The 19,969-nt window shown below is 56.5% G+C and carries 16 protein-coding genes; 6 read left to right on the top strand and 10 right to left on the bottom strand.

Annotated features, from left to right (window positions below; all coding sequences use genetic code 11):
• Window positions 1–38: 38 nt before the first annotated feature.
• The gene (locus AA098_RS27525; RefSeq protein ID WP_010951442.1) at window positions 39–626 is read right to left on the bottom strand and encodes a hypothetical protein; all 588 of its coding nucleotides are present in this window, start codon (window positions 624–626) and stop codon (window positions 39–41) included.
• A gap of 266 nt (window positions 627–892) precedes the next feature.
• Between AA098_RS27525 and AA098_RS27520 the strand changes: the two genes are divergently transcribed.
• Window positions 893–1,114 carry a hypothetical protein gene (locus AA098_RS27520; RefSeq protein WP_010951443.1) on the top strand — a complete coding sequence of 74 codons (222 nt, stop codon included), beginning with the start codon at window positions 893–895 and terminating at the stop codon, window positions 1,112–1,114.
• A gap of 82 nt (window positions 1,115–1,196) precedes the next feature.
• Here AA098_RS27520 and AA098_RS27515 read toward each other — a convergent pair whose 3' ends face one another.
• From AA098_RS27515 to AA098_RS27505, 3 genes are read right to left on the bottom strand one after another with little or no spacing between them, the layout of a single operon-like run.
• A complete protein-coding gene (locus AA098_RS27515; RefSeq protein WP_010951444.1) occupies window positions 1,197–2,651 on the bottom strand; it encodes a phospholipid carrier-dependent glycosyltransferase in 1,455 nt (484 codons plus the stop codon).
• Window positions 2,645–3,628, bottom strand: a complete 984-nt coding sequence (locus AA098_RS27510; RefSeq protein WP_010951445.1) for a glycosyltransferase family 2 protein — start codon at window positions 3,626–3,628, stop codon at window positions 2,645–2,647. Before AA098_RS27510 ends, AA098_RS27515 begins: the two co-directional genes overlap by 7 nt.
• On the bottom strand, window positions 3,594–4,013 hold the full coding sequence (locus tag AA098_RS27505; protein ID WP_010951446.1) for a GtrA family protein: 420 nt from the start codon (window positions 4,011–4,013) through the stop codon (window positions 3,594–3,596). Before AA098_RS27505 ends, AA098_RS27510 begins: the two co-directional genes overlap by 35 nt.
• 257 nt (window positions 4,014–4,270) lie before the next feature.
• On the opposite strand from AA098_RS27505, the gene AA098_RS27500 reads away from it, so the two are divergent.
• The 4 genes from AA098_RS27500 to AA098_RS27485 all read left to right on the top strand — a co-directional run bounded on the left by AA098_RS27500 (window position 4,271) and on the right by AA098_RS27485 (window position 8,433).
• Window positions 4,271–5,239: a LysR family transcriptional regulator gene (locus tag AA098_RS27500; protein ID WP_010951447.1), complete on the top strand. Its 969-nt coding sequence runs from the start codon at window positions 4,271–4,273 to the stop codon at window positions 5,237–5,239.
• A 210-nt stretch (window positions 5,240–5,449) separates the two neighbouring features.
• Window positions 5,450–6,757: an OprO/OprP family phosphate-selective porin gene (locus AA098_RS27495; RefSeq protein WP_009395904.1), complete on the top strand. Its 1,308-nt coding sequence runs from the start codon at window positions 5,450–5,452 to the stop codon at window positions 6,755–6,757.
• Between the two features lie 298 nt (window positions 6,758–7,055).
• Window positions 7,056–8,081, top strand: a complete 1,026-nt coding sequence (locus tag AA098_RS27490) for a hypothetical protein (protein WP_010951450.1) — start codon at window positions 7,056–7,058, stop codon at window positions 8,079–8,081.
• A 127-nt stretch (window positions 8,082–8,208) separates the two neighbouring features.
• Window positions 8,209–8,433: a hypothetical protein gene (locus AA098_RS27485; protein ID WP_010951451.1), complete on the top strand. Its 225-nt coding sequence runs from the start codon at window positions 8,209–8,211 to the stop codon at window positions 8,431–8,433.
• A 92-nt stretch (window positions 8,434–8,525) separates the two neighbouring features.
• Here AA098_RS27485 and AA098_RS27480 read toward each other — a convergent pair whose 3' ends face one another.
• The 6 genes from AA098_RS27480 to AA098_RS27455 form a co-directional block, all read right to left on the bottom strand.
• Window positions 8,526–10,523, bottom strand: a complete 1,998-nt coding sequence (locus AA098_RS27480) for a heavy metal translocating P-type ATPase (RefSeq protein ID WP_010951452.1) — start codon at window positions 10,521–10,523, stop codon at window positions 8,526–8,528.
• A 202-nt stretch (window positions 10,524–10,725) separates the two neighbouring features.
• Window positions 10,726–11,049 carry a DUF2790 domain-containing protein gene (locus AA098_RS27475; protein WP_003253432.1) on the bottom strand — a complete coding sequence of 108 codons (324 nt, stop codon included), beginning with the start codon at window positions 11,047–11,049 and terminating at the stop codon, window positions 10,726–10,728.
• Between the two features lie 36 nt (window positions 11,050–11,085).
• Window positions 11,086–12,114 (bottom strand): IS30-like element ISPsp7 family transposase, encoded by a 1,029-nt coding sequence (locus AA098_RS27470; protein ID WP_011911495.1) that lies wholly within the window; start codon window positions 12,112–12,114, stop codon window positions 11,086–11,088.
• 213 nt (window positions 12,115–12,327) lie between these two features.
• Entirely contained in the window at window positions 12,328–15,489 is a 3,162-nt protein-coding gene (locus AA098_RS27465) for a CusA/CzcA family heavy metal efflux RND transporter (RefSeq protein ID WP_010951454.1), read from the bottom strand.
• Window positions 15,490–15,513: 24 nt separating this feature from the next.
• Window positions 15,514–16,764 (bottom strand): efflux RND transporter periplasmic adaptor subunit, encoded by a 1,251-nt coding sequence (locus AA098_RS27460; protein ID WP_010951455.1) that lies wholly within the window; start codon window positions 16,762–16,764, stop codon window positions 15,514–15,516.
• 68 nt (window positions 16,765–16,832) lie between these two features.
• The gene (locus tag AA098_RS27455) at window positions 16,833–18,104 is read right to left on the bottom strand and encodes a TolC family protein (protein ID WP_010951456.1); all 1,272 of its coding nucleotides are present in this window, start codon (window positions 18,102–18,104) and stop codon (window positions 16,833–16,835) included.
• 404 nt (window positions 18,105–18,508) lie between these two features.
• Here AA098_RS27455 and AA098_RS27450 point away from each other — a divergent pair, with 404 nt between their 5' ends.
• Window positions 18,509–19,852, top strand: a complete 1,344-nt coding sequence (locus AA098_RS27450; protein WP_003253422.1) for an OprD family porin — start codon at window positions 18,509–18,511, stop codon at window positions 19,850–19,852.
• Window positions 19,853–19,969: the final 117 nt, after the last annotated feature.

Below are 19,969 nucleotides of genomic sequence, written 5' to 3'. Positions count from 1 at the left end.
GCCCGTCAATCGACGGGCCTTTTGTTTGCCTCAATGCATCAGTGCCGAAGGACCACAGGGTCCATGGGCGACCGCAGAATCACCGACTTAATAATCTTCTGTTCGTCAGGATTGGCGTTTTTCCACAGGTGTGAGAAGTACTGAGCATTCACTTTCTCTTGAGCACTTACGCTGCCGGCGGCATCGATCAGGCGCATGGTCGAGTAGACACAGATCAGCGCCAGAATGAAGAACGCCGTGGCGACCACCATCACATAACGCTTGGCCAGCACCGGTGCCCGCTTGAGCTCCTGGATAGAGGCGTCCGCCGCCTTTGTCGCTGCTGTAAGCTCCGAGATCAGTGGCTGGATGGCGGTGTCGACTCCGCGGCATGCAGCTGAATACGCTGATGCAGCGGCGCGCAAGGCAACCTCCTCCGCGTTCGACCAAGCCTTCTCCGCCTTTCGCACCTCCTCCTGAATCTGCCGGCCGACAGCGTCCACCTGCTCCACCAGTTCGTTCGACCTCTCCAGAACAGCGCTGGAGGTGCGCGTCTGCGAGGTCAGCTCATCGAGCTGGACAGTGAGTTTTTCAGTGCAGCGGCGAAAGTCACCGATAGCAACTGCCCAGGGCTCTATGTCATTCATGGCTATCTCCTAGGGCGGCCAACAACGCCGCGCTGAATTAACGCGCTAGATATCAAAATTGTAATTTAAGAGAAAATTCGAAGTCGCCCTCGACAGTGCCGAGATAGACATGATCCTTCCAGATTTGAAGATTTAACGCATCCTATCTGCAGCCAAAATTACGGAATTGTAATTATTGACTCACCTTGTCGTTAGCTTCGCGTTCCTAAACTACAAACCAACAAAGGCCGCTAATCAGGTTGGCCTAGTATGAACCGAGGTTCACAATGAAATTTGTCAAATCTATCGCTATTGGCAGCCTGCTGCTGGGTCTCATGGGTACCGCTTACGCTGAAGGCGGCTTCGAGCGAACGAAACAGTTCAACGAGAACTTCCGAACCGAACAGGCTCGCCTATGGAGCGATGACTCTTCGGACCAGAACAAACAACAAGTCGCTCAAGAGCAAAAGAAAGAAAGCAAGGATGGTAAGGAACAAGCCGACAATTAATCGGCGGTTAAATAGGACTTCAAATGACGAAAGAAATCGACAAAAAAGCCAGGGTAAAACCTGGCTTTTTTGTGCTTGGAATTTAGCCTTCGTTCTTGCGAGGCGTTTCCGCATTGCTTTCTCCGGCCAGACCCTCGGCACCTTGTGCGGGGCGTTTCCAATGGCACAGCAGGAGCTGGCTGGCGTTCGCTTCGGTGATCGATGTGCAAGCTAGATCAGCGGGCAGACCATCCTTGCTGTCTCGCAAGCGCCTGGACAGATAGAACGAGCCATCCCGCGGCCACTTGGCAGGATCCTTGATGTTCTCGGACTTCCCGCTGCTGTAAAACTCCGACGAGTATGAGCGGCGGCCAGGATAGATCAGGGGAGCGGAATGAGCAGACTGCACATTGAGCCAGGCTTGAACCACATCCCGCTGATTCTGAGGGCGCTCCTCTAGTACCCCGGCGTAGATGATGCCCGCACCGATGATTGGCAACACCAATGCGCTCGCAGCGGCAGCCCAGGTGGTCTTCGGGCCAACTTCGCTGACCCGTGCAGACAGCAGCAATGCCCACGCTGGCAGCGCGGGTAGCAGGTAGGTCCACAGAATGTTGCCTGCAAATGTGAAGAAGACCGGTGTCGCCAAGGCCCACAGCCAGAGGTAGGCTTTGAAGCGCTGCATCGATCCACGCTTGCGGATCAACAGTGGTAGAAACAAGGCCCATGGCAGTAGCGACAATCCGAGCTGGATCCAGATGCTGCCGTACGGCTTGGCATGAGCACTACCATAGAGGTCCCCTGCCCAGTTACTGACGACGTAGCGGCTCCAGTGCTCACCAACGAAGAAGTACTCCATGAAGCCGGGCGTTTTCATCTCGGCCGCGACATACCATGGCACGGATATACCGAACATGAGTACAAGGCCGCTAATCCAGGGAAGCCTCAGTACCCGTCCCCATTCCTTGTAGATAACGAACCAGGCGAATGCCGGCGCCCCCATAAGCACCAGGGTCAGCGGCCCTTTGGCAAGCAAGCCCAGCCCGAGACCTGCGAACATCAGGTAGGCATCCGCCTTGCTGGCGCACTTCATCCAACGCCAGAAACCGTAGCTGGCCAGCAGAATCGAGAACGACAAAACAGGGTCAGTCAGCACAACACCGCTGGAGACCAGGCCAAGTGTGGTGCTGGAAAAAATAATGGCAGCCCAGATGCCGGCGTTACGAGAAATCTGCTGCGTGCCGAGTTTGATGATGATGAAACAGCTTGCCAGGTGGAGTAGCCACGCTGGGAAGCGCGCAGCGAACTCGTTAACGCCGAAGACCGTCATGCTCGCGGCCTGGGTCCAGAAGGACAACGGAGGCTTGCCCCAGAACGGTACCCCGTAGTCGAACATGGGCGTGATCCAGTCATTCAACTCGACCATCTTGCGAGCCATTTCAGCGTAACGGGCCTCAGATGTGTCCATCAGCGGGTAGATGCCCAGCCCCACCAAACGCAATAGCAAAATCGAACCCAGGACCCACCACAGCGTCCTCTCGTTCTTCAGGTTCAGCATTTCTTACCCTCGATCGAAGCCATCGAAGGGTGGAGTGACACGGGATCTGCCTTGTTGCTGTGCTTCAGGAAATAGAGAGGCCGGCGCTTCACTTCCGCGAGTGTCACGCCCAGGTACTCCCCCACCATGGCGACACCGACGCACATGAATGAAGCCATTCCGACGATCAGGTGATGGATGTCGAAACTGCCTGCCACAAGCGACGCAAGCATGTAGCAGATGCTGGAGACGAAAAGACCGAAACTGATGAGGCTGAAAATGCGCAGTGGTTTGCGAGAGAAGCTGACGATGCTCTCGATGGCCAGATTGAACAGGCCAGCTGCATTCCATTTGGTGCTCCCGGCATGGCGAACAGTGCGATTGTAGGGCAGTTCGATGGTACGAAAGCCTACCCAGCCGATCATGCCTTTGAGAATCCTGGAGCGTTCATCCAGGGCCCGCAGGGCTGCCAGCGGCGCAGGCCCAATCAATCGGAAATCGCTGACATCGGCCGGCATGTCCACCTTCTCCACCAGGCGCTGCATGACCCAGTAGTAAGCCCGGGCACTCATGCGCTTGAACCACGAATCACCGATTCTCAGGTTGCGCTGCATGTTCACCACGTCGTAGCCGCGTTGCCAGTAGTCCACCATGGCCGCGATGAGCTCTGGTGGATCCTGCAGGTCGACATCAATGAAGATCAGCGCACTGCCACGGGCATGGTCTATCCCGGCGCTCAGTGCAGCCTCTTTGCCGAAGTTGCGACTCAGGGACAGGCAACGTACAGATGACCCATCCTGATAGTGGCGAAGAATGTCGGCCGTCCGGTCATTACTGCCGTCGTCGACATAGAGGATTTCGCAGGAGACGGGTAAGCGCTTCACCACGCGGGTGATTCGCTGGTGGAACTCGGGGATGGTTTCCTCTTCCTGGAAGCAAGGGACCACGATGGTTAACAAGGGATCAGGGCGCTCGGGAAAGCGATGTAATGTCTGCATGATTGAATGTCCAAAAACGATGTGCAATGAATCCAAGTGCAGTGAGGCTTAAGGTCACTACGACTTGGGAGATGAGCGGTGACAGATTCGACTTGATGAGGAACCACATACCCACGCCATTGCCGAAGTTTGTGGTTAACGCGACCAGTGCAAACCTGACAGGCTGAAACTTACGAGAGCCATCTGCCACAAAACAGAGCGCCCTATTTCCAATGAAGCTCGCGATTGCGCCAACCATGCCGCCACAGATACTGGCCAGTAACGGAGTAACGAATTCTGTCGTAACCAGCAATAGGAACACCGCATAATGGACTCCCGTTGCTATGAAGCCGATCCCCAGATAACGAATCAGTAAGGTAGTAAGAGGTGGGGTTTGATTTTCCATGCCCAAAGCCTATGGAGGCAAAGGTGAAAAAATAGTGAACTAAATGTAAATGCGTAATTAGCCGAATCTATATATGGTAAGTAACAAGTCGGCGCACTAGGCTAGCACGCTACAATATCAGAGGGATTGCCTGAAAATTACGCTTTCGAAATAAAAGCCTTCCGATAACGCATGCATGACCCGTGGATTACAATGTTGACAAGATAAGGAAACACCGGGTGGCATTGAGATAGATTCCCCGAATTAAGGGGGACCTAATGGTTACACAAAATGAAACATATACAAGCACCGTTGTTCCTTACAGCCCTGACATATTGGATGATTTGCCAATTGATGATCAGCTGGCCGTAGAGTTTTTCGCAACAGCACGTTGTGCCAGTTTCAAACAGGCTGCCCGAGGGCTCAATGTGCCAGTGGTAGGCCTGCGGAAACGCTTGGAGAAACTGGAAGAGCACATTGGTGCTCCCGTGTTTGTCTACAAACACAACAAGCTTGCCCTGACCCGCACAGGCGAGAGGGTCAGCCATTACCTGTGCCAGCTCTTCGGCCCAGACGGCCTTGGCAAGTCCGGTGAAAAGGAAGTCCCCAGGCTTACCATCGCGATCACAGAGCCAGTGCTGAACGACATCGTAAACCGCGATCTAGTCGCCTACGTGCGTGATCATGCCGAAATGCAGCTGGAAATCCATTCAGAATGCACAACGCAGATGCTTTCTGAGTGTGAAGTCGATGTGGGTATCGCTTTGGTGAGCCCAGATGATAAAGGCGCGCTTGATCGCCATCCTACGTATAGGTTTGAACGGCTTGGCCGGATTGGGCACGCCCTGTTCATTTCCAGCCGCTATTCAAGAAGCGTCACCCTTCCAGTGGAGAGCTTGGATTTGCACAACTTCATGCTCGTTGTCCCTTGGGATGAAGAGATCTTGGCGGGCTCACGAAAGTGGGCATCGATAATGGCTGAGCATCAGGGCGGTACCACTCGGGTCAAGAGCTACAACCTATCACGAGGCCTTGTCGTTGGCGGTGCGTGTATTGGAGTGCTGCCCGACTACAGCCGAAAACTGGAGAGAAATATCCTACCCGTGCCGGGTTTCCTGGACGACCTGGAGGAGAAAGATGTCTATCTTGTTATCAAAACGAAGCTTGTCCGCAATCCGCAGGTTTTGGAAATTCGAAGATTGATCAAGAAGAGCTTCTTTGATAAGAAGGACTGGCTTGTTCGGTAACAGTTTTGTTAGGTTTGAAACTCCTCCGTTAACACTACAGAAACACAACTGTCATATTCGCTTGCAACCTAGTCAGAGTGCTTAGAACAAAGGCATCTTGTTACAGCAGGTGACAACCGTGGCCTGCTCCCATCTGCAAGATAAATTTAGGCCGGCGCAGGGCGAAATATAACGTCGGTAGCTAAGCACTTAACATACGAGAGGCAAGCAATGATCCGTTCTTCGAACATGCGGGAAAAGCTGTTGGCTGCCGCAATAATAGGCACATTTTCCTCGCAAGCATTCTCCGGAACAGTAACCACTGACGGAGCTGACATCGTTCTGAAGACCAAGGGCGGTCTTGAAGTATCGACTTCTGACAAGGAATTCAGTTTCAAACTGGGCGGCCGAGTTCAGGCCGACTACGGCCGTTTCGATGGTGTCTTCACCAAGAATGGCGATACCGCTGACGCAGGCTACTTCCGTCGCGCCTACCTTGAGCTCGGTGGCGTGCTGTACCGCGACTGGAAGTATCAGCTCAACTACGACCTTTCCCGCAACACGGGCAACGACTCCGACGGCTACTTCGACGAAGCCAGCCTGACCTACACGGGTTTCAAGCCGGTGCAACTGCGCTTTGGCCGTTTCTACACCGACTTCGGTCTTGAGAAAGCCACCAGTTCGAAGTGGACCACCGCCATGGAGCGGAACCTCTCGTACGACCTGGCGGACTGGATCAACGACAACGCCGGCATGGGTGTTCAAGCCACCAGCACCATCGCTGACATGGCTTATGTTTCCGGTAGCGTTTTCAGCGAAACCAATAACAACTCGGATGGCGACAGCACCAAGCGCTACAACGTACGTGGCGTGTTCGCACCGCTGCACAGTGATGGCAACGTCCTGCACGTCGGTGCTCAGTACGCTTACCGCGACCTCAAAAACAGTGCGGTCGATACCCGGATTCGTTCGCGTCTGGGCGTCCGCGGTGTAGATACCAATGGCGGCGGCGATGCCGGCACCAACGGCAACCGCATGCTGTTTGGCGGTGCTGCTGCACAAGATGGCCTGTGGAAGGACGACTCGGTCTGGGGTCTCGAAGGTGCCTGGGCCACCGGCCCGTTCTCGGTTCAAGCGGAATACCTTCGCCGCAAGCTGAAAGCTGACCAGGCCAACAACGACATGAAGGCCTCCGGTTACTACGCCCAGATGGCTTACACCCTGACCGGCGAGCCGCGTATCTACAAGCTCGATGGTGCCAAGTTCGACACTATCAAACCAGAGAACAAGGAACTGGGGGCCTGGGAAGTCTTCTACCGCTTTGACGATATCAAGGTCGAAGACGGCAACCTGGTCACCGCGGCGGACCAATCGAACGAGCGCAAGGCCAAGAGCCACACGGTGGGTGTGAACTGGTACGTCAACGAGGCGGTGAAAGTCAGTGCCAACTACATCAACGTGCGCACCGACAACAACGAGAACACCGTGGGCGACGACAGCGGCAATGCCATCGTGACCCGCCTGCAATACGTCTTCTGATCCCTCTCATCAGTCTGACGTGAGAAAGCCGGAAGCGCTCAACGTGCTTCCGGCTTTCCTGTTTCTGGAGGTGATCAAGCATGGAGCGCCCTCCTCCTACCTGCTTTCGCTTACCGATGACCGCTCTTGCCAAAGCTCGGCGAATCTGATGTGATTGCCGCGTCGGGCTTTGCATGGTGGCCGTGCAAGCAAATCAAACCTGACTCCTATTCATGATTGAACCTGATTCGACGTCCAGCTTCGCGTCTAACGGCCCTACAAGCGCAGCTACCCCAACGTCGCTCATTAGGGGATAGTCATGCCTGCAAAAAAGCTGCTTCAACCTCTCGCTGCTCAGCTGCACGCCTCGTTCTCGGCTTCTGGCCGCCCGTACTCTCATCTGCACCTCCACCAGCTGTTCCACGCGGCCATCGGCTCCGTTGCACCGCAAGTTGCCATCCAAGACAAGCTGCCAATTCAGGTCTGTCGTGACAACGAGACACGGCAGTACAACCTCTACGCGGCGGTCGAGCGGGCGAAAACGTGCTTAGGATTGACCGATCTTCAAGCAGTCGGTGTGGCTGAAGAAGTCATTGAGGTGCTACGAACTGCGGGAATCGGCGTGAACCAGGTTCGCCTGCTCCTTGACCCCTCCTTCAGCTCGAAGACTCGCAAAAAGGCCTTCAAGGCTCTCTGCAAGAACCTGGATCTGAACGAGCTAGGCGATCGCTTCGTCCCCAAGACTGCCACGTTGGCCATCGCTGCTGGTATTGCGCCGCCTCCCAAAATGTCGTGGAAGGATCGCTTCGCCCTGGCTGCAAATTCCCCCATGCGGGGGCCAAGCGAGCTCATCAGCATGGTCAACCGGGATGAGTGTTATCTGTGGGTATTCCCACCGACTGACCATCATGCGACGGCTCCAGCGACGCATGACCGTTTCTTTGGTGAAAAGACCCACCCGAGCGCAGAAATGGGCATGGGGTTCAGCATCATCGATTCCGGCTGGACCCGCCCCAAGTACCCGCTATCCAGGCAGTCACAAGAGACCTTCATCCAGTATTCGCTTTCTGCGCCGATGTGGTCCTGGCGCGCACAAAGTGACACCTGGCGCCTGGGAAACATCCTGCGTTCAAGAATCCTTGACGGGGCTCCTTGGCATAACGAGCCTCTGAGTGACGTGCTTCCGAGCGGCCTTAAATCCCTGCCCCGGATCTATGGGTGCGAAACCTGCCGAACGCTGTTCATTGAGAATCACAGCGACTACCCGGATGTACCCACTCAGTGCCAATGCGGTGAGGCGAGCAGCACGGGTGACCAAAACGAGTCATCTGCTCTCAATAGCTGATTTTCCTTACGGTGGCGGGCTGAGCCCCCCGTTAGGGATTGGCTATGGGAGCGGGATTCGCTCACCCCAAACCTGAAGGCGCCGCCACCTAACCGAGCGATATGAGCTGAATGCTCGCGGAGTAGATATGCAAAAGAGTAAAAACAAACAGGACACCCTGGCGGCGATCAATGCGCTTGTCGAGATTGCGTATGATCAGGGATTTGCGGACGGACACGGAGTCGGCAATCAAGTCGGTTTCGTAGCCGGTGTCATGAGCCTCAAAGCTGCATTGGCCTGCGGCTTACGGCATGGCTCACCTGAGTGCGGAAAGGCCCTTGAAAGCCTCAAGCGCATCGGGATCGACGAGTGAGAGAAAAGTACGGGTCGTGCGCTGATCGCGCACGACCCGTACTTCTACTTCAGGTCATTTCCCTGCTTAGCTTCATGATTGAAGCTCAGGGATCAGGTGCTTCTGCGGTAGGCCAACAGGCGCAAGGCGTTGAAGACGACCAACAGTGTGGAGCCCTCATGGATCGCAACAGCGGCACCAATGCTCAAGCCCATGATGGTGGACGGAACCAGGATGGCCACAATCCCCAAGCTGACGAACAGATTCTGGTGGATGATCGATCGCGTGTGACGGCTCAGCCCCACCGCAAATGGGAGTTGCCTGATGTCGTCAGCCATAAGCGCGATATCAGCCGTTTCCAGGGCAACATCAGATCCAGCAGCCCCCATTGCGATACCAACGCTCGAACTGGCCATGGCAGGGGCATCATTGACGCCGTCACCCACCATGGCCACCTTGGCGCTAAGGCGCAGGTTTTTGATGGCCTTGACCTTGTCTTCCGGCATCAGGTCTCCCCACGCTTCATCTAAGCCAACTTGTTTGGCTACAGCCTCTGCAACGCGGTTGTGGTCTCCAGAAATCATGACCATGCGTTCGATGCCCATCTCTCTAAGCTTCTGGAGTGCCTCTTTGGCCCCCTCCCGGGGTGTGTCCAATAGCCCGATAGCGCCCAGATCCTTGTCAGCACGCCGTACCACCATGGTGGTACGGCCTGACTGACGTAGACGCTCCGCAGCCTCCAGGGCTGCCTTGCTGAGTGCGGGAATACCATTGGTACCGAACATCTCGACCTTGCCAATCCAGACGAACTGCCCATCAAGCTCAGCACGCACGCCGCGGCCAATCATGTTGCTCATGTTCTTGGCTTGGAATCGGCGCCGTGTGCCAATCATCTCTTCACCGTCACGCACAATTGCCGCAGCCAGCGGATGGTCGCTCATCGACTCCACAGCGATGGCGACGTTTAGCAGATCCTCGATCTGCGTGCCGCCTATGGGTATTACATCGGTGATACGTGGGCGCCCTTCGGTCAGGGTACCGGTCTTGTCGAATGCCATGGCATTCAATGATCCAAGCTCTTCAAGTGGCGCACCGCCCTTGATCAGCACGCCACCTCGGGCTGCCCTGGCGATGCCAGAGAGAATGGCGCTTGGTGTAGCGATCGCGAGCGCGCAGGGGCTGGCTGCAACCAGTACGGCCATCGCCCGGTAGAACGAGTCACGGAACGGCTCGTCAAGGAAAATGCCGGCAAATAGCAGCCCGACTACCAGCAGTAAAACCAACGGGACGAATATGCGTTGGAAGCGGTCCGTGAATCGCTGGGTCGGTGACTTCCTGACTTCGGCTTCACTGACCATCTTGATGACCCGCGCCAAGGTACTCTCCGTAGAGCGCCGGGTTACCTCAACCTCGATGAGCGTTTCGCCATTGATGGTACCGGCGAAGACTTTCGAGGCTGCATCCACTGCATCTGGCTTGCTGCGTGCGAGTTCGGCATCAGGAACAGGTTGCTTGTCCACGGGGACGCTCTCACCGGTTACTGGCGCCTGGTTGATACTTGAGGAGCCTACGACTACAAAACCATCGGCCGGCAGGCGGTCATTGGGGCGCACGATGACAACGTCACCGGGAACCAGCAGCTCCACGGGCATCTCCACCGTGCCATTTGCTCTGCGTACGATCGCGGTGGCTGGTGCGAGCTTGGACAGTGCCTCAATCGCTTTCTTGGCCCGCCCCATCGCGTAGCTTTCAAGGGAATGCCCCAGACTGAACAGGAACAGCAGCAGAGCCCCCTCCGCCCAGGCGCCGATGCTCGCGGCACCGACTGCGGCGAGAAGCATCAGCGAGTCGATCTCGAAGCGTTTCTGACGGATGTTGGTAACCGCTTCCTTAGTGGTGAACCATCCACCGAACACGTAGGCCGACACGTACAGAATCAGAGGCAGACGATCAATCAGGCCAAGTTTTCCTGCGAGAGCTCCGGCACCCAGGAGAGCACCACAGATCAGCGCGAAAATCAGCTCTGTGTTCATTCCAAAAATGCCGCCATGCTCATGGCTATGACCTTCATGCCCGGCTTGGTCATCAGGGCGTTCAAGCAAACTCTTCATAACTCGTCCCTTCTGGGGTCAAGGCTTCCAATTGCCCTCTGCAGTTGGGGAGCCGTCTCTGTTGGTTGGCTAAGATCTATTGCACGGTTTGCCCGAGCCCAGGCGTTAACATTTCGAAGCTATGGGGTATCGGGCGTAATAAAAAATGCCAGGCACTGCCTGGCATTTATGAATTCTCTAATTGTTCTGTTCAAATCGTTTACTACTTGTTGTTGATGCATTGCGAATACATCGAGTAACGAACAGTCTTGAGCGTGCCCTGGGAGTCCTCGAAGGTCATCAACCGTGGATAGACCTGGCAGGTACGGGGGTCCTGCGACTGACGTACGAATTTCGCAACGTCTATCTTCATGCCATATTTGTAATCCTGAATCTCTGGCATTGGCTTGCCATTTTTCTCCGCGTACTTGGCCACTGCGGTCTGGTGTTCCTTGGTGTATTGAAGCTGCTTGCTCTCGGAGAAAGTGTTGGCCTGCGAAGCCACCGAGAAAACAACAAGTGCAGCAGCGATAATTAGCTTTTTCATAAAACCCGGCGGTTGCAGGAGCTGAGTGCAACACGGTTATTGAATTGAAACCGGAGCATCATGCCGCATTGCCATGGCATTTTGCATGACCTCTCCCATCACCTCGATGGGGCATTTGAAGTCGAAGCGCTTGCGCGGTCGCATGTTCAGTTGCAGCGCAATGGCGTCCAGCTCCTCCTGGCTATGTACCGACAGGTCTGTGCCCTTGGGCAAGTACTGGCGAATCAGGCCGTTGATGTTTTCGTTGCTGCCGCGCTGCCAGGGGCTGTGCGGGTCGCAGAAGTAGATCGCCACGCCGGTTCTTTGGGTGATCTCGGCGTGTCGCGCCATCTCCCGGCCCTGGTCGTAAGTCATGCTCTTGCGCATCTCCAGCGGCATGCTATTGAGCGCGGCGCTGAAGCCTTCCAGCGCCGAAGTCGCCGTTGCGTCGTTCATCTTCACCAACATCAGGTAGCCACTGGTGCGTTCCACCAGCGTACCGACGGACGAGGCGTTGGCCTTACCCTTGATGAGGTCGCCTTCCCAATGCCCCGGCATCAGCCTGTCTTCAATCTCCGGCGGGCGCACATGAATACTGACCATCTCGGGGATCTGGCCGCGCCGATCCACGCCACCAGAGCGCGGCCGGCGCGTCGTCTTGCCTTGGCGCAGACAGATGATCAGCTCCTTACGCAGCTCACCCACTGGCAGGGCATAGATCGCGTTGTAGATCGTCTCGCGACAGACGTAGGCATCTCGCAGGTTGGGTATGTTCATGCTGCGCAGCTTGCCGGCAATCTGCTCGGGAGACAAACGCTCACGCAGCATATGGGTCACCAGTTCGAAGCGCTCGCTACCCGGCAACAGTTTTCGCATCGGTCGACAAACCTGGCGGCGGGCCTGCATTTGCTGCTGAGCCAGACGGGCCGAGTAGCCACCGCAAGCACCTCGGTTACGGCGCAGCTCACGGCTGATGGTCGAAGGGGATCGGTTGATCAAGCAGGCAATCCTGCGCAGGCTGAAGCCTTGGGTACGACCGATTTGAATGGTGGCGCGCTCTTCAACGCTGAGTTCGGTATAAGACATAGGGGCAGCACCGTACCGGAAAGGTCAGGTGTTGCACTCAGTTTTTGCCGCCGCCCCCTCTCAATTTCAAAACTTCTCGGGCGTAACCTTAGCAATGCATAGGCATCACCGGCATGACGAGAAACTTACAATTTTGAAAGGTAAGTGCATCTACTTCACTTTAAACAAAAAAGCCCACAACACGTGTTGTGGGCTTCTCTTTAGCGGAGGCTGTTAGCTAACCACTTCGGCCTCGTCGCCGTCTTCATCCTTGCGGTGTGCCCAGTGATACAGGGCAGGCAGTACCAGCAAGGTCAGTGCGGTGGAGGACAGGATCCCGCCAATCACCACCGTCGCCAATGGCCGCTGAACTTCGGCACCGGTGCCGGTGGCCAAAGCCATCGGGATGAAGCCCAGGGACGCTACCAAGGCTGTCATCAGAACAGGTCGCAGACGGGTCAATGCACCTTCATCGACTGCCTGTCTGAGCGTTCGTCCCTCCTCCCTTAGCCCGCGGATGAAGGCAATCATCACCAGGCCGTTCAGTACTGCAACGCCGGACAGTGCAATGAAGCCGACACCTGCCGAGATCGACAGTGGGATGTCCCGCAGCCACAACGCCACAACACCACCGGTGAGTGCGAATGGAATACCGGTGAAGACCAGCATGCCGTCCTTCAGGTTGTTGAACATCAGGAACAACAAGGTCATGACCAGCAGCAAGGCGACTGGAACAACGATCTGCAGGCGTTTGGCAGCCGACTGCAGCTGCTCGAACTGGCCCCCCCAAGTCGTCCAGTAGCCCGCAGGGATTTGCACCTTCTTGTCCAGCGATGCGGTCGCCTCCTCAACGAAGGACCCCAGATCGCGGCCTCGAACGTTGGCGCTGACGATAACCAGACGTTTGCCGTTCTCGCGGCTGATTTGGTTCGGGCCCAGTTGCAGGTCCAGATTGGCGACCTGGGACAGCGGGATGAAGCCGATCTGATTGGCACCCTGTGCCGCATTGGCAGGTACCGGGATCAGCAAGCTGGACATACCCGCTACGTCGGTGCGAACGGTCTCTGGTAGGCGTACTACCATGTCGAACCGACGGTCGCCCTCATACAGCGTGCCGGCCTGACGGCCACCCACGGCGATAGCGATCGAGTTCTGAACATCCGCGATGTTCAGGCCGTAGCGTGCTGCTTTTTCGCGGTCAATGTTGATGGTCAGCACCGGCAGGCCGGATGTCTGCTCAACTTTCACTTCCGATGAGCCCGGGACCGCTTTGAGCGCTGCCGCGATCTTGTTGGCGGTGTTGTTGAGCACGTCCATGTCATCGCCGAAGACTTTCACAGCGACGTCACTACGCACGCCCGAAATCAGCTCGTTGAAACGCAGTTGGATTGGCTGCGACAACTCGTAGTTGCTTCCTGGAACACCCGCTGCGGCCTTCTGCACTTCAGCAATCAGCTCATCACGAGGCTTCTTCGGGTTAGGCCACTGATCCTGAGGCTTGAGCATGATGTAGGCGTCAGAGGCGTTCGGCGGCATCGGGTCAGATGCAATTTCTGCGGTACCCGAGCGTGCGAACATCCGCTCAACTTCAGGCACCTGCGCAATCACCGCTTTCTCCAGACGCTGCTGCATCTCGACAGATTGAGTGAGGCTCGTTCCAGGCACACGCATGGCCTGCATCGCAAAGTCACCCTCACTGAGGCTTGGGATGAACTCGCTACCCATACGACTTGCCAGCAAACCACTGAGCACGACCAAGGCTACTGCGGCCGAGAAAGCGATGTTCCGATGTCCCAGCACCCATTGCAGAACCGGTTCATAGCGCAGTCGAGCTGTGCGCATGACCACGCCTTCCTCTTCCTTCACCTTGCCAGTGACGAACATGGCAATAGCTGCAGGAACAAAGGTAACGGACAGGACCATTGCACCCAGCAGCGCCATCACAACGGTGAAGGCCATCGGGTGGAACATTTTGCCTTCGACGCCGGTGAGGGCGAAGATCGGCAGGTACACCACCATGATGATCAGCTGACCGAAGATCAGCGGCCGGCGAGCTTCTCGCGCCGCGGCAAAGACCTCGTGGAAGCGTTCGGTTTTGGTGAGCATGCGGCCATGCTTATGTTGCGCATGAGCCAGTCGACGGATCGCGTTTTCTACAATAACCACGGCACCGTCGACGATGATGCCGAAGTCGAGTGCCCCCAAACTCATTAAGTTGGCACTGACCTTGTTGTTGAACATGCCTGTGAAGGTGAACAGCATGGACAGCGGAATCACCATCGCGGTGATCAGAGCCGCACGGATGTTGCCGAGGAACAGGAACAGAATGGCGATAACCAGGATCGCGCCTTCCACCAGGTTCTTCTTCACCGTCGCGATGGCTTTTTCAACCAGGTTGGTACGGTCGTAAACAGTCACAGCCACCACGCCCTTTGGCAGGGTGCGGTTGATGTCCGCCAATTTGGCGGCGACAGCTTGAGATACGGTGCGGCTGTTTTCACCAATCAGCATGAACACGGTACCGAGCACGACTTCGCGGCCGTTCTCAGTAGCAGCACCTGTACGGAGCTCTTTACCGATGCTGACGTCAGCAACGCTGCTGATGCGAATCGGTGCACCATCCACACTGGTGATCACGATGTTGGCGATGTCTTCGATATTGCCTACCTGACCCGGTGCACGGATGAGCAACTGTTCACCATTACGCTCGATGTAGCCGGCACCGACGTTGGCGTTGTTACTTTCCAACGCTGCGACCAGGTCATTGAGTGTCAGCTTGTAGGTAGCCAGGCGCTTTGGATCCGGCGCAACCAGGAACTGCTTGGCATAACCGCCGATGGTATTGATCTCGGCCACACCCGGGACGTTACGCAGCTGAGGCTTGATGATCCAGTCCTGGATCACGCGCAGGTCGGTCGGGGTGTACGGCGTACCGTCCTCTTTGACCGCGCCATCTTCGGCTTCAACAGTCCACAGGAAGATCTCGCCGAGGCCGGTAGATACCGGACCCATGACGGCCTCTACACCTTCTGGCAGCTGTTCCTTCGCAACCTGCAGCCGCTCGTTGATCAACTGGCGGGCAAAGAAGATGTCAGTGCCATCCTTGAAGATCACGGTGACCTGAGACAGGCCAGAGCGAGACAGGGAACGGGTCTGCTGAAGGCCCGGGAGACCGGCCATGGCCGTTTCAACTGGAAACGTGATCCGTTGTTCGGTTTCCAAGGGCGAGTAACCAGGCGCTGCAGTGTTGATCTGCACCTGGACGTTGGTGATATCGGGTACCGCATCGATGGGCAGCTTTTGATAGCTGTAGATACCGATACCCGCCATGATCAGAACGGCGATCATTACTACGATGCGCTGCTCGATGGCGAATCTGATGATACGTTCAAACATGAGAAATCATCCTGTCAGTTCGCATCAGTGACCGTGTTCGGCAGAAGCTTTGCCGAGCTCGGACTTGAGTGTGAAGCTGCCACTGGTTGCTACCTGGGCGCCGGCTTCAATACCGTCGATGATTTCCACGTACCCATTGTCGCGGCGACCCAGTTTTACCGGGCGGGTGTCAAAGCCATCTGGGGTGCGTACGAATACCGAAGGTTTGTCTTCAACGGTCTGCACAGCGTGCTCAGGGACCGCTACGGCAACTCGATCGGTCTGGGAGGTGACCGCAATGTTTACGAACAGGCCTGGACGCCAGGCGCCGTTGGGGTTGGTCAAGGTGACGCGGACAGTAGCTGCACGGTTTTGCTCGCCCAGCAGGCTGCCGACATAACCCACCTTCCCTTCGACCTCGACGTTCATGTCAGGCGAAGAGACTTTCACTGCACGGCCAGTCGTGACCTTGCCCAGATCTGTCGGCGGAACTGCGAAGGTCGCCCAGACCTGATTCAGGTCGGAAAGGATGAAGGCGTTGGTCGCCTCGCTGACGACTTCGCCGACGGTCAGGTGTTTCTCCACTACCACGGCGTCGAAGGGAGCGCGGAGCTCGTAACGATTACCGCCAACGGAGTTAACCGAGGCACCGATTGCGCCGACCTTCTGCTTGGCGTTGGCCAAGGAGATCTCCGCTTCTTGCAGCGCTTGGCGTGCTTGGAGGTAGTCTTGCTCTGCAGAGATCTTGTCCTGCCACAGTTGCTTCTCACGTTCGAAGGTCACACGCGCCAGTTCGACGCGACGCTGTGCGGCCTGTTGTTCGCTGCGCAGGTCAGAGATCTGCTGGCTGGCGATTACCGCGAGGACTTGCCCTTTCTTGACCGTCTCGCCCAGGTTGGCCTGGACAGCCTCAACAACGCCAGGAACACGAGGAACCACGTGGGCAGTACGATCTTCGTCGAAGCGAATTTCGCCAGGGAAGCTCACGACGGTACCGAGGTCACGAGGCGCTGCAGCTTCCAGGGCAACACCAGCGGCCTTGATCTGTTCAGCGCTGAGCGTCAGCTTGCCCTCTTCTTCACCGCCCTCTTCGCTGTGGCCTTCTTCACCATGGCCCTCATCACCTTCCTCTTTGGCGGCAGATGCGGCTTTCTTTTCGTCGCCATGGCCATCGTTAGCGCCATGCTCGGCAGTACTGGCGGCCTGCTGTCCGGAACTGTTGTTCCAGGCAAGGCTGCCAAATCCGAGGGCTGCCACAGCGGCTACCGCGAGGGCGATCTTGCGTTTGTTATCCATTGCTACTCCTGCTGATCGTAGGCACCGGCTTGTTCAAGGCTGTGTGCCGAAGAAAATGTTTGGCCCGTTCAGCGAGTGCCGGCGGTTGAGCCGACTTCGCCATAAACCCTTTCCACCTGCGCACGCGCATTGGTCGCCGCTGCCAACGATTCGAGGTATTGGCCACGAGCGACGATCAAGGTGCGCTGGGCATCCAGCACTTCGATGAAACCGAATTTGCCCATCTCGAAGCCGCGGGTTGCGGTCTCTACGGCTTGTTGGGCTGAAGGCAGAATGGTCTTGTCGTAGGACTCGACCTCCTGCATGGCGGTGGACCATTGGTTCAACGCGGTTTGGGTTTCGGTGCGCAGGCGCAGCTCAACAGCATTGCGCTGGTCCCGGGCCTGATCTGCACGACGAGAAGCGGAAAGAATGTTGCCCTGGTTACGATCGAACAGCGGCAAAGGCATAGACAGGCCCACAGTGTTGACCCGCTCGCGCACAGAGCGGTCGTACTGGCTACCTACACTGACAGTAAGGTTCGGGATACGCTGAGCTTTCTCTGAGCCGAGCGAGGCATCGCTCTTGTCTATCTGCACCACGGCCTGACGCATTTCTGCTGTTTGGTCGAGCTTAGCCAGCAGATCTTCAGTGCGAGGTGGCAAGCCCGGGGAGAGGGTTGGCGATTCGAGTCGATCAAACACGGTGACTGAGCTCCCGGTAATTTGAGCGAGCTGTTGGTAAGCGGTCGCTTTTTCCGTTTCTGCACGTCGAACTTGCAGCTGGGCTTCGGCCAGTTGCACTTGAGCGCGGGTCGCCTCCACTGGGGACGACTTACCTGCGCGAACACGGCCATCGACGATGCGAAGACCGCGCTCAGTCAGTTCGAGAGATTGCTTGGCCAGGTCGAGACCTGTCTGGGCCCGCAACGCGGCGTAAAAGGCTTGGACGACATCTGCACGCAGGCCGTTAACGCGACGGTCTAACTCAAGCTGTGCGGCGGTCTGCCCGTATGTGGCGACGTCAACACGAGCCCCCCGCTTACCGCCCAGCTCAAGGGTCTGGCTGAGAGAGACAGTCGTCTGGCTGGTGTTACGACGGGTGTCTTCCACGTCATACGAGATTGTGGGGTTGGGGATAAGCCCGGCCTGCTTGCGAGCACCATCAGCGATCCCAATTTCTTGCCTGGCCGCGGCCAGGTCTGGGTTGGCATCCATGGCCGTCGAAAGCGCCTGGGGCAAGCTGATGCTTTGGGCAAGGGCTGCAGGCGCCATCAACCCAGAGATGACTGCACAGAGTGCAGCGATCTTCCAGGGCGAGACGGGGGTCTTGGGTAAGACATTGCGGTTATACCGGGGCACTTTGATGGTCCTCGTGCACAAACTTCGATAAAGCTTGGCGAGAACGCCGAAACAGCTGCCAAGCCCCACTTGATTAGGTGATGGCACTCTAATGAGCGGTAGCTATCAGAGGGGTGGCTAGAAAATTACAATTTCGTAAGAAAGCTTTGTAATGCCCGTAAATACTGGGAAACCCAACCCGACACGATGATTTCGATACAAGCAACAGAGATGGCAAACACGCGGTGCGAAGGTGCCGAATAACAGGTAGATGACGAAATTGTAATTGTCCTATCACCCTCCCGTTATCTTCGGCCTGCAAATATGAGCTCGCGCTACGCTAGGCGCGCCGCCGGGTCAGAACAACTAACGACACCCGCGCCGGTAAACATAATAAAAACTGCCGTGAATCAAAGGAGCATCGGATGAAAATCAAAGTACCACTGTATTTGGCGGCAGTTTCTGCGCTGTCTGGAAGCTATGCTATTTCGGCACAAGCTGAAGACAAGCCAGAAGGCTTCATTGAAGGCAGCAGCCTTACAGTGTTGAACCGTAACTTCTACTTCAACCGTGATAACCGCGACAGCACCGCCCCCACTTACAACAGTGGCAAGGGCAATACGAACGGCTACTCCGAAGCCTGGGCGCACGCGATCATCAGCAAATTCAACTCCGGGTTTACCCAAGGTACCGTTGGCTTTGGCGTTGATGCCTTTGCCATGATCGGCCTCAAGCTCGACACCGGTGATGGGCGCAACGGCGGCCGTAGCTCCTTCGACGTGCTGCCCGTTGATAACAAGGGTGAAGCTCGCGACGAATACACCAAGGTCGGCGGCGCAGCCAAAGTCCGCTTGTTCGATACCATCGTGAAAGTGGGTGATGTCTTCCCATCGACCCCGGTCGTCGCATCGGGTGACTCTCGCCTGCTGCCAGAGAGTTTCCGCGGTGTGACCGTTGAGAACACCAGCATCCAGGGCCTTACCCTCCAGGGTGGTCGTCTGCATGCGATGAGCCAGCCGGTCTCAAGCAACCTGAACGACAACTTCGTGACGTTCTACGGCGGCCCGGTCAACTCGCCATGGATCGGTTACGGTGGCGGTGACTACTCGATCAACGACAACTGGACTGTGAGCGTCTACGCCAGCCAGCTGAAAGACGTCTGGAATCAGTACTACGCCGGCACAAGCGTGGTTTACCCGCTGAGCGACGATCTGGCGCTGATCGGTGGCTTCAACTACTACAAAGCCGTAGATGAAGGTAAGAAGCGCCTGGGTGAATTCGACAACAACATCTGGAGTGCCAAGGTCGGTGTGCGTTACGGTGCCCACACCCTGGCCCTGTCGCATCAGCGCAACAACGGCGACGACGATTTCGACTACCTGCGTCAGTCGGACTCGATTTTCGTCGACAACTCCATCCAGTACAGCGACTTCAACTCGCCGAAAGAGCGTTCCTGGATGCTGCGCTATGACCTGAACTTCACCAGCTACGGCATTCCAGGCCTGACGTTCATGACGCGCTACGCCAGAGGCTCGGGTGCGGATTACTCGAACGCTAACCAGTTCTACATGCGCACCGACGACAACGGCAACCCGCTCGACAATCAGAAGCGTTGGGAGCGTGACGTCGAAGTCAAATACGTTGTCCAAACCGGTCCGGCAAAAGATCTGTCCTTCCGGTTGCGCCAGGCAACCACGCGTGCCACTGCTTTCGAATCGGATCTGGATGAAACTCGTGTAATCATCGAGTACCCGCTTTCGATTCTGTAATTCGCTAACTGGGCCAGTTATCCATTGGCGGGTCCTGTTAGTAAAACGAGCATTACGCATTCACCTTGAGTGGCTTAAGTGCTCCTTTGGTAAAAGGTGGATATTTGGCGCCCATTG

The sequence above is a fragment of the Pseudomonas sp. JY-Q genome (assembly GCF_001655295.1).
Lineage (GTDB): Bacteria > Pseudomonadota > Gammaproteobacteria > Pseudomonadales > Pseudomonadaceae > Aquipseudomonas > Aquipseudomonas alloputida.
This window is presented reverse-complemented; position numbering and strand designations above follow the sequence as displayed.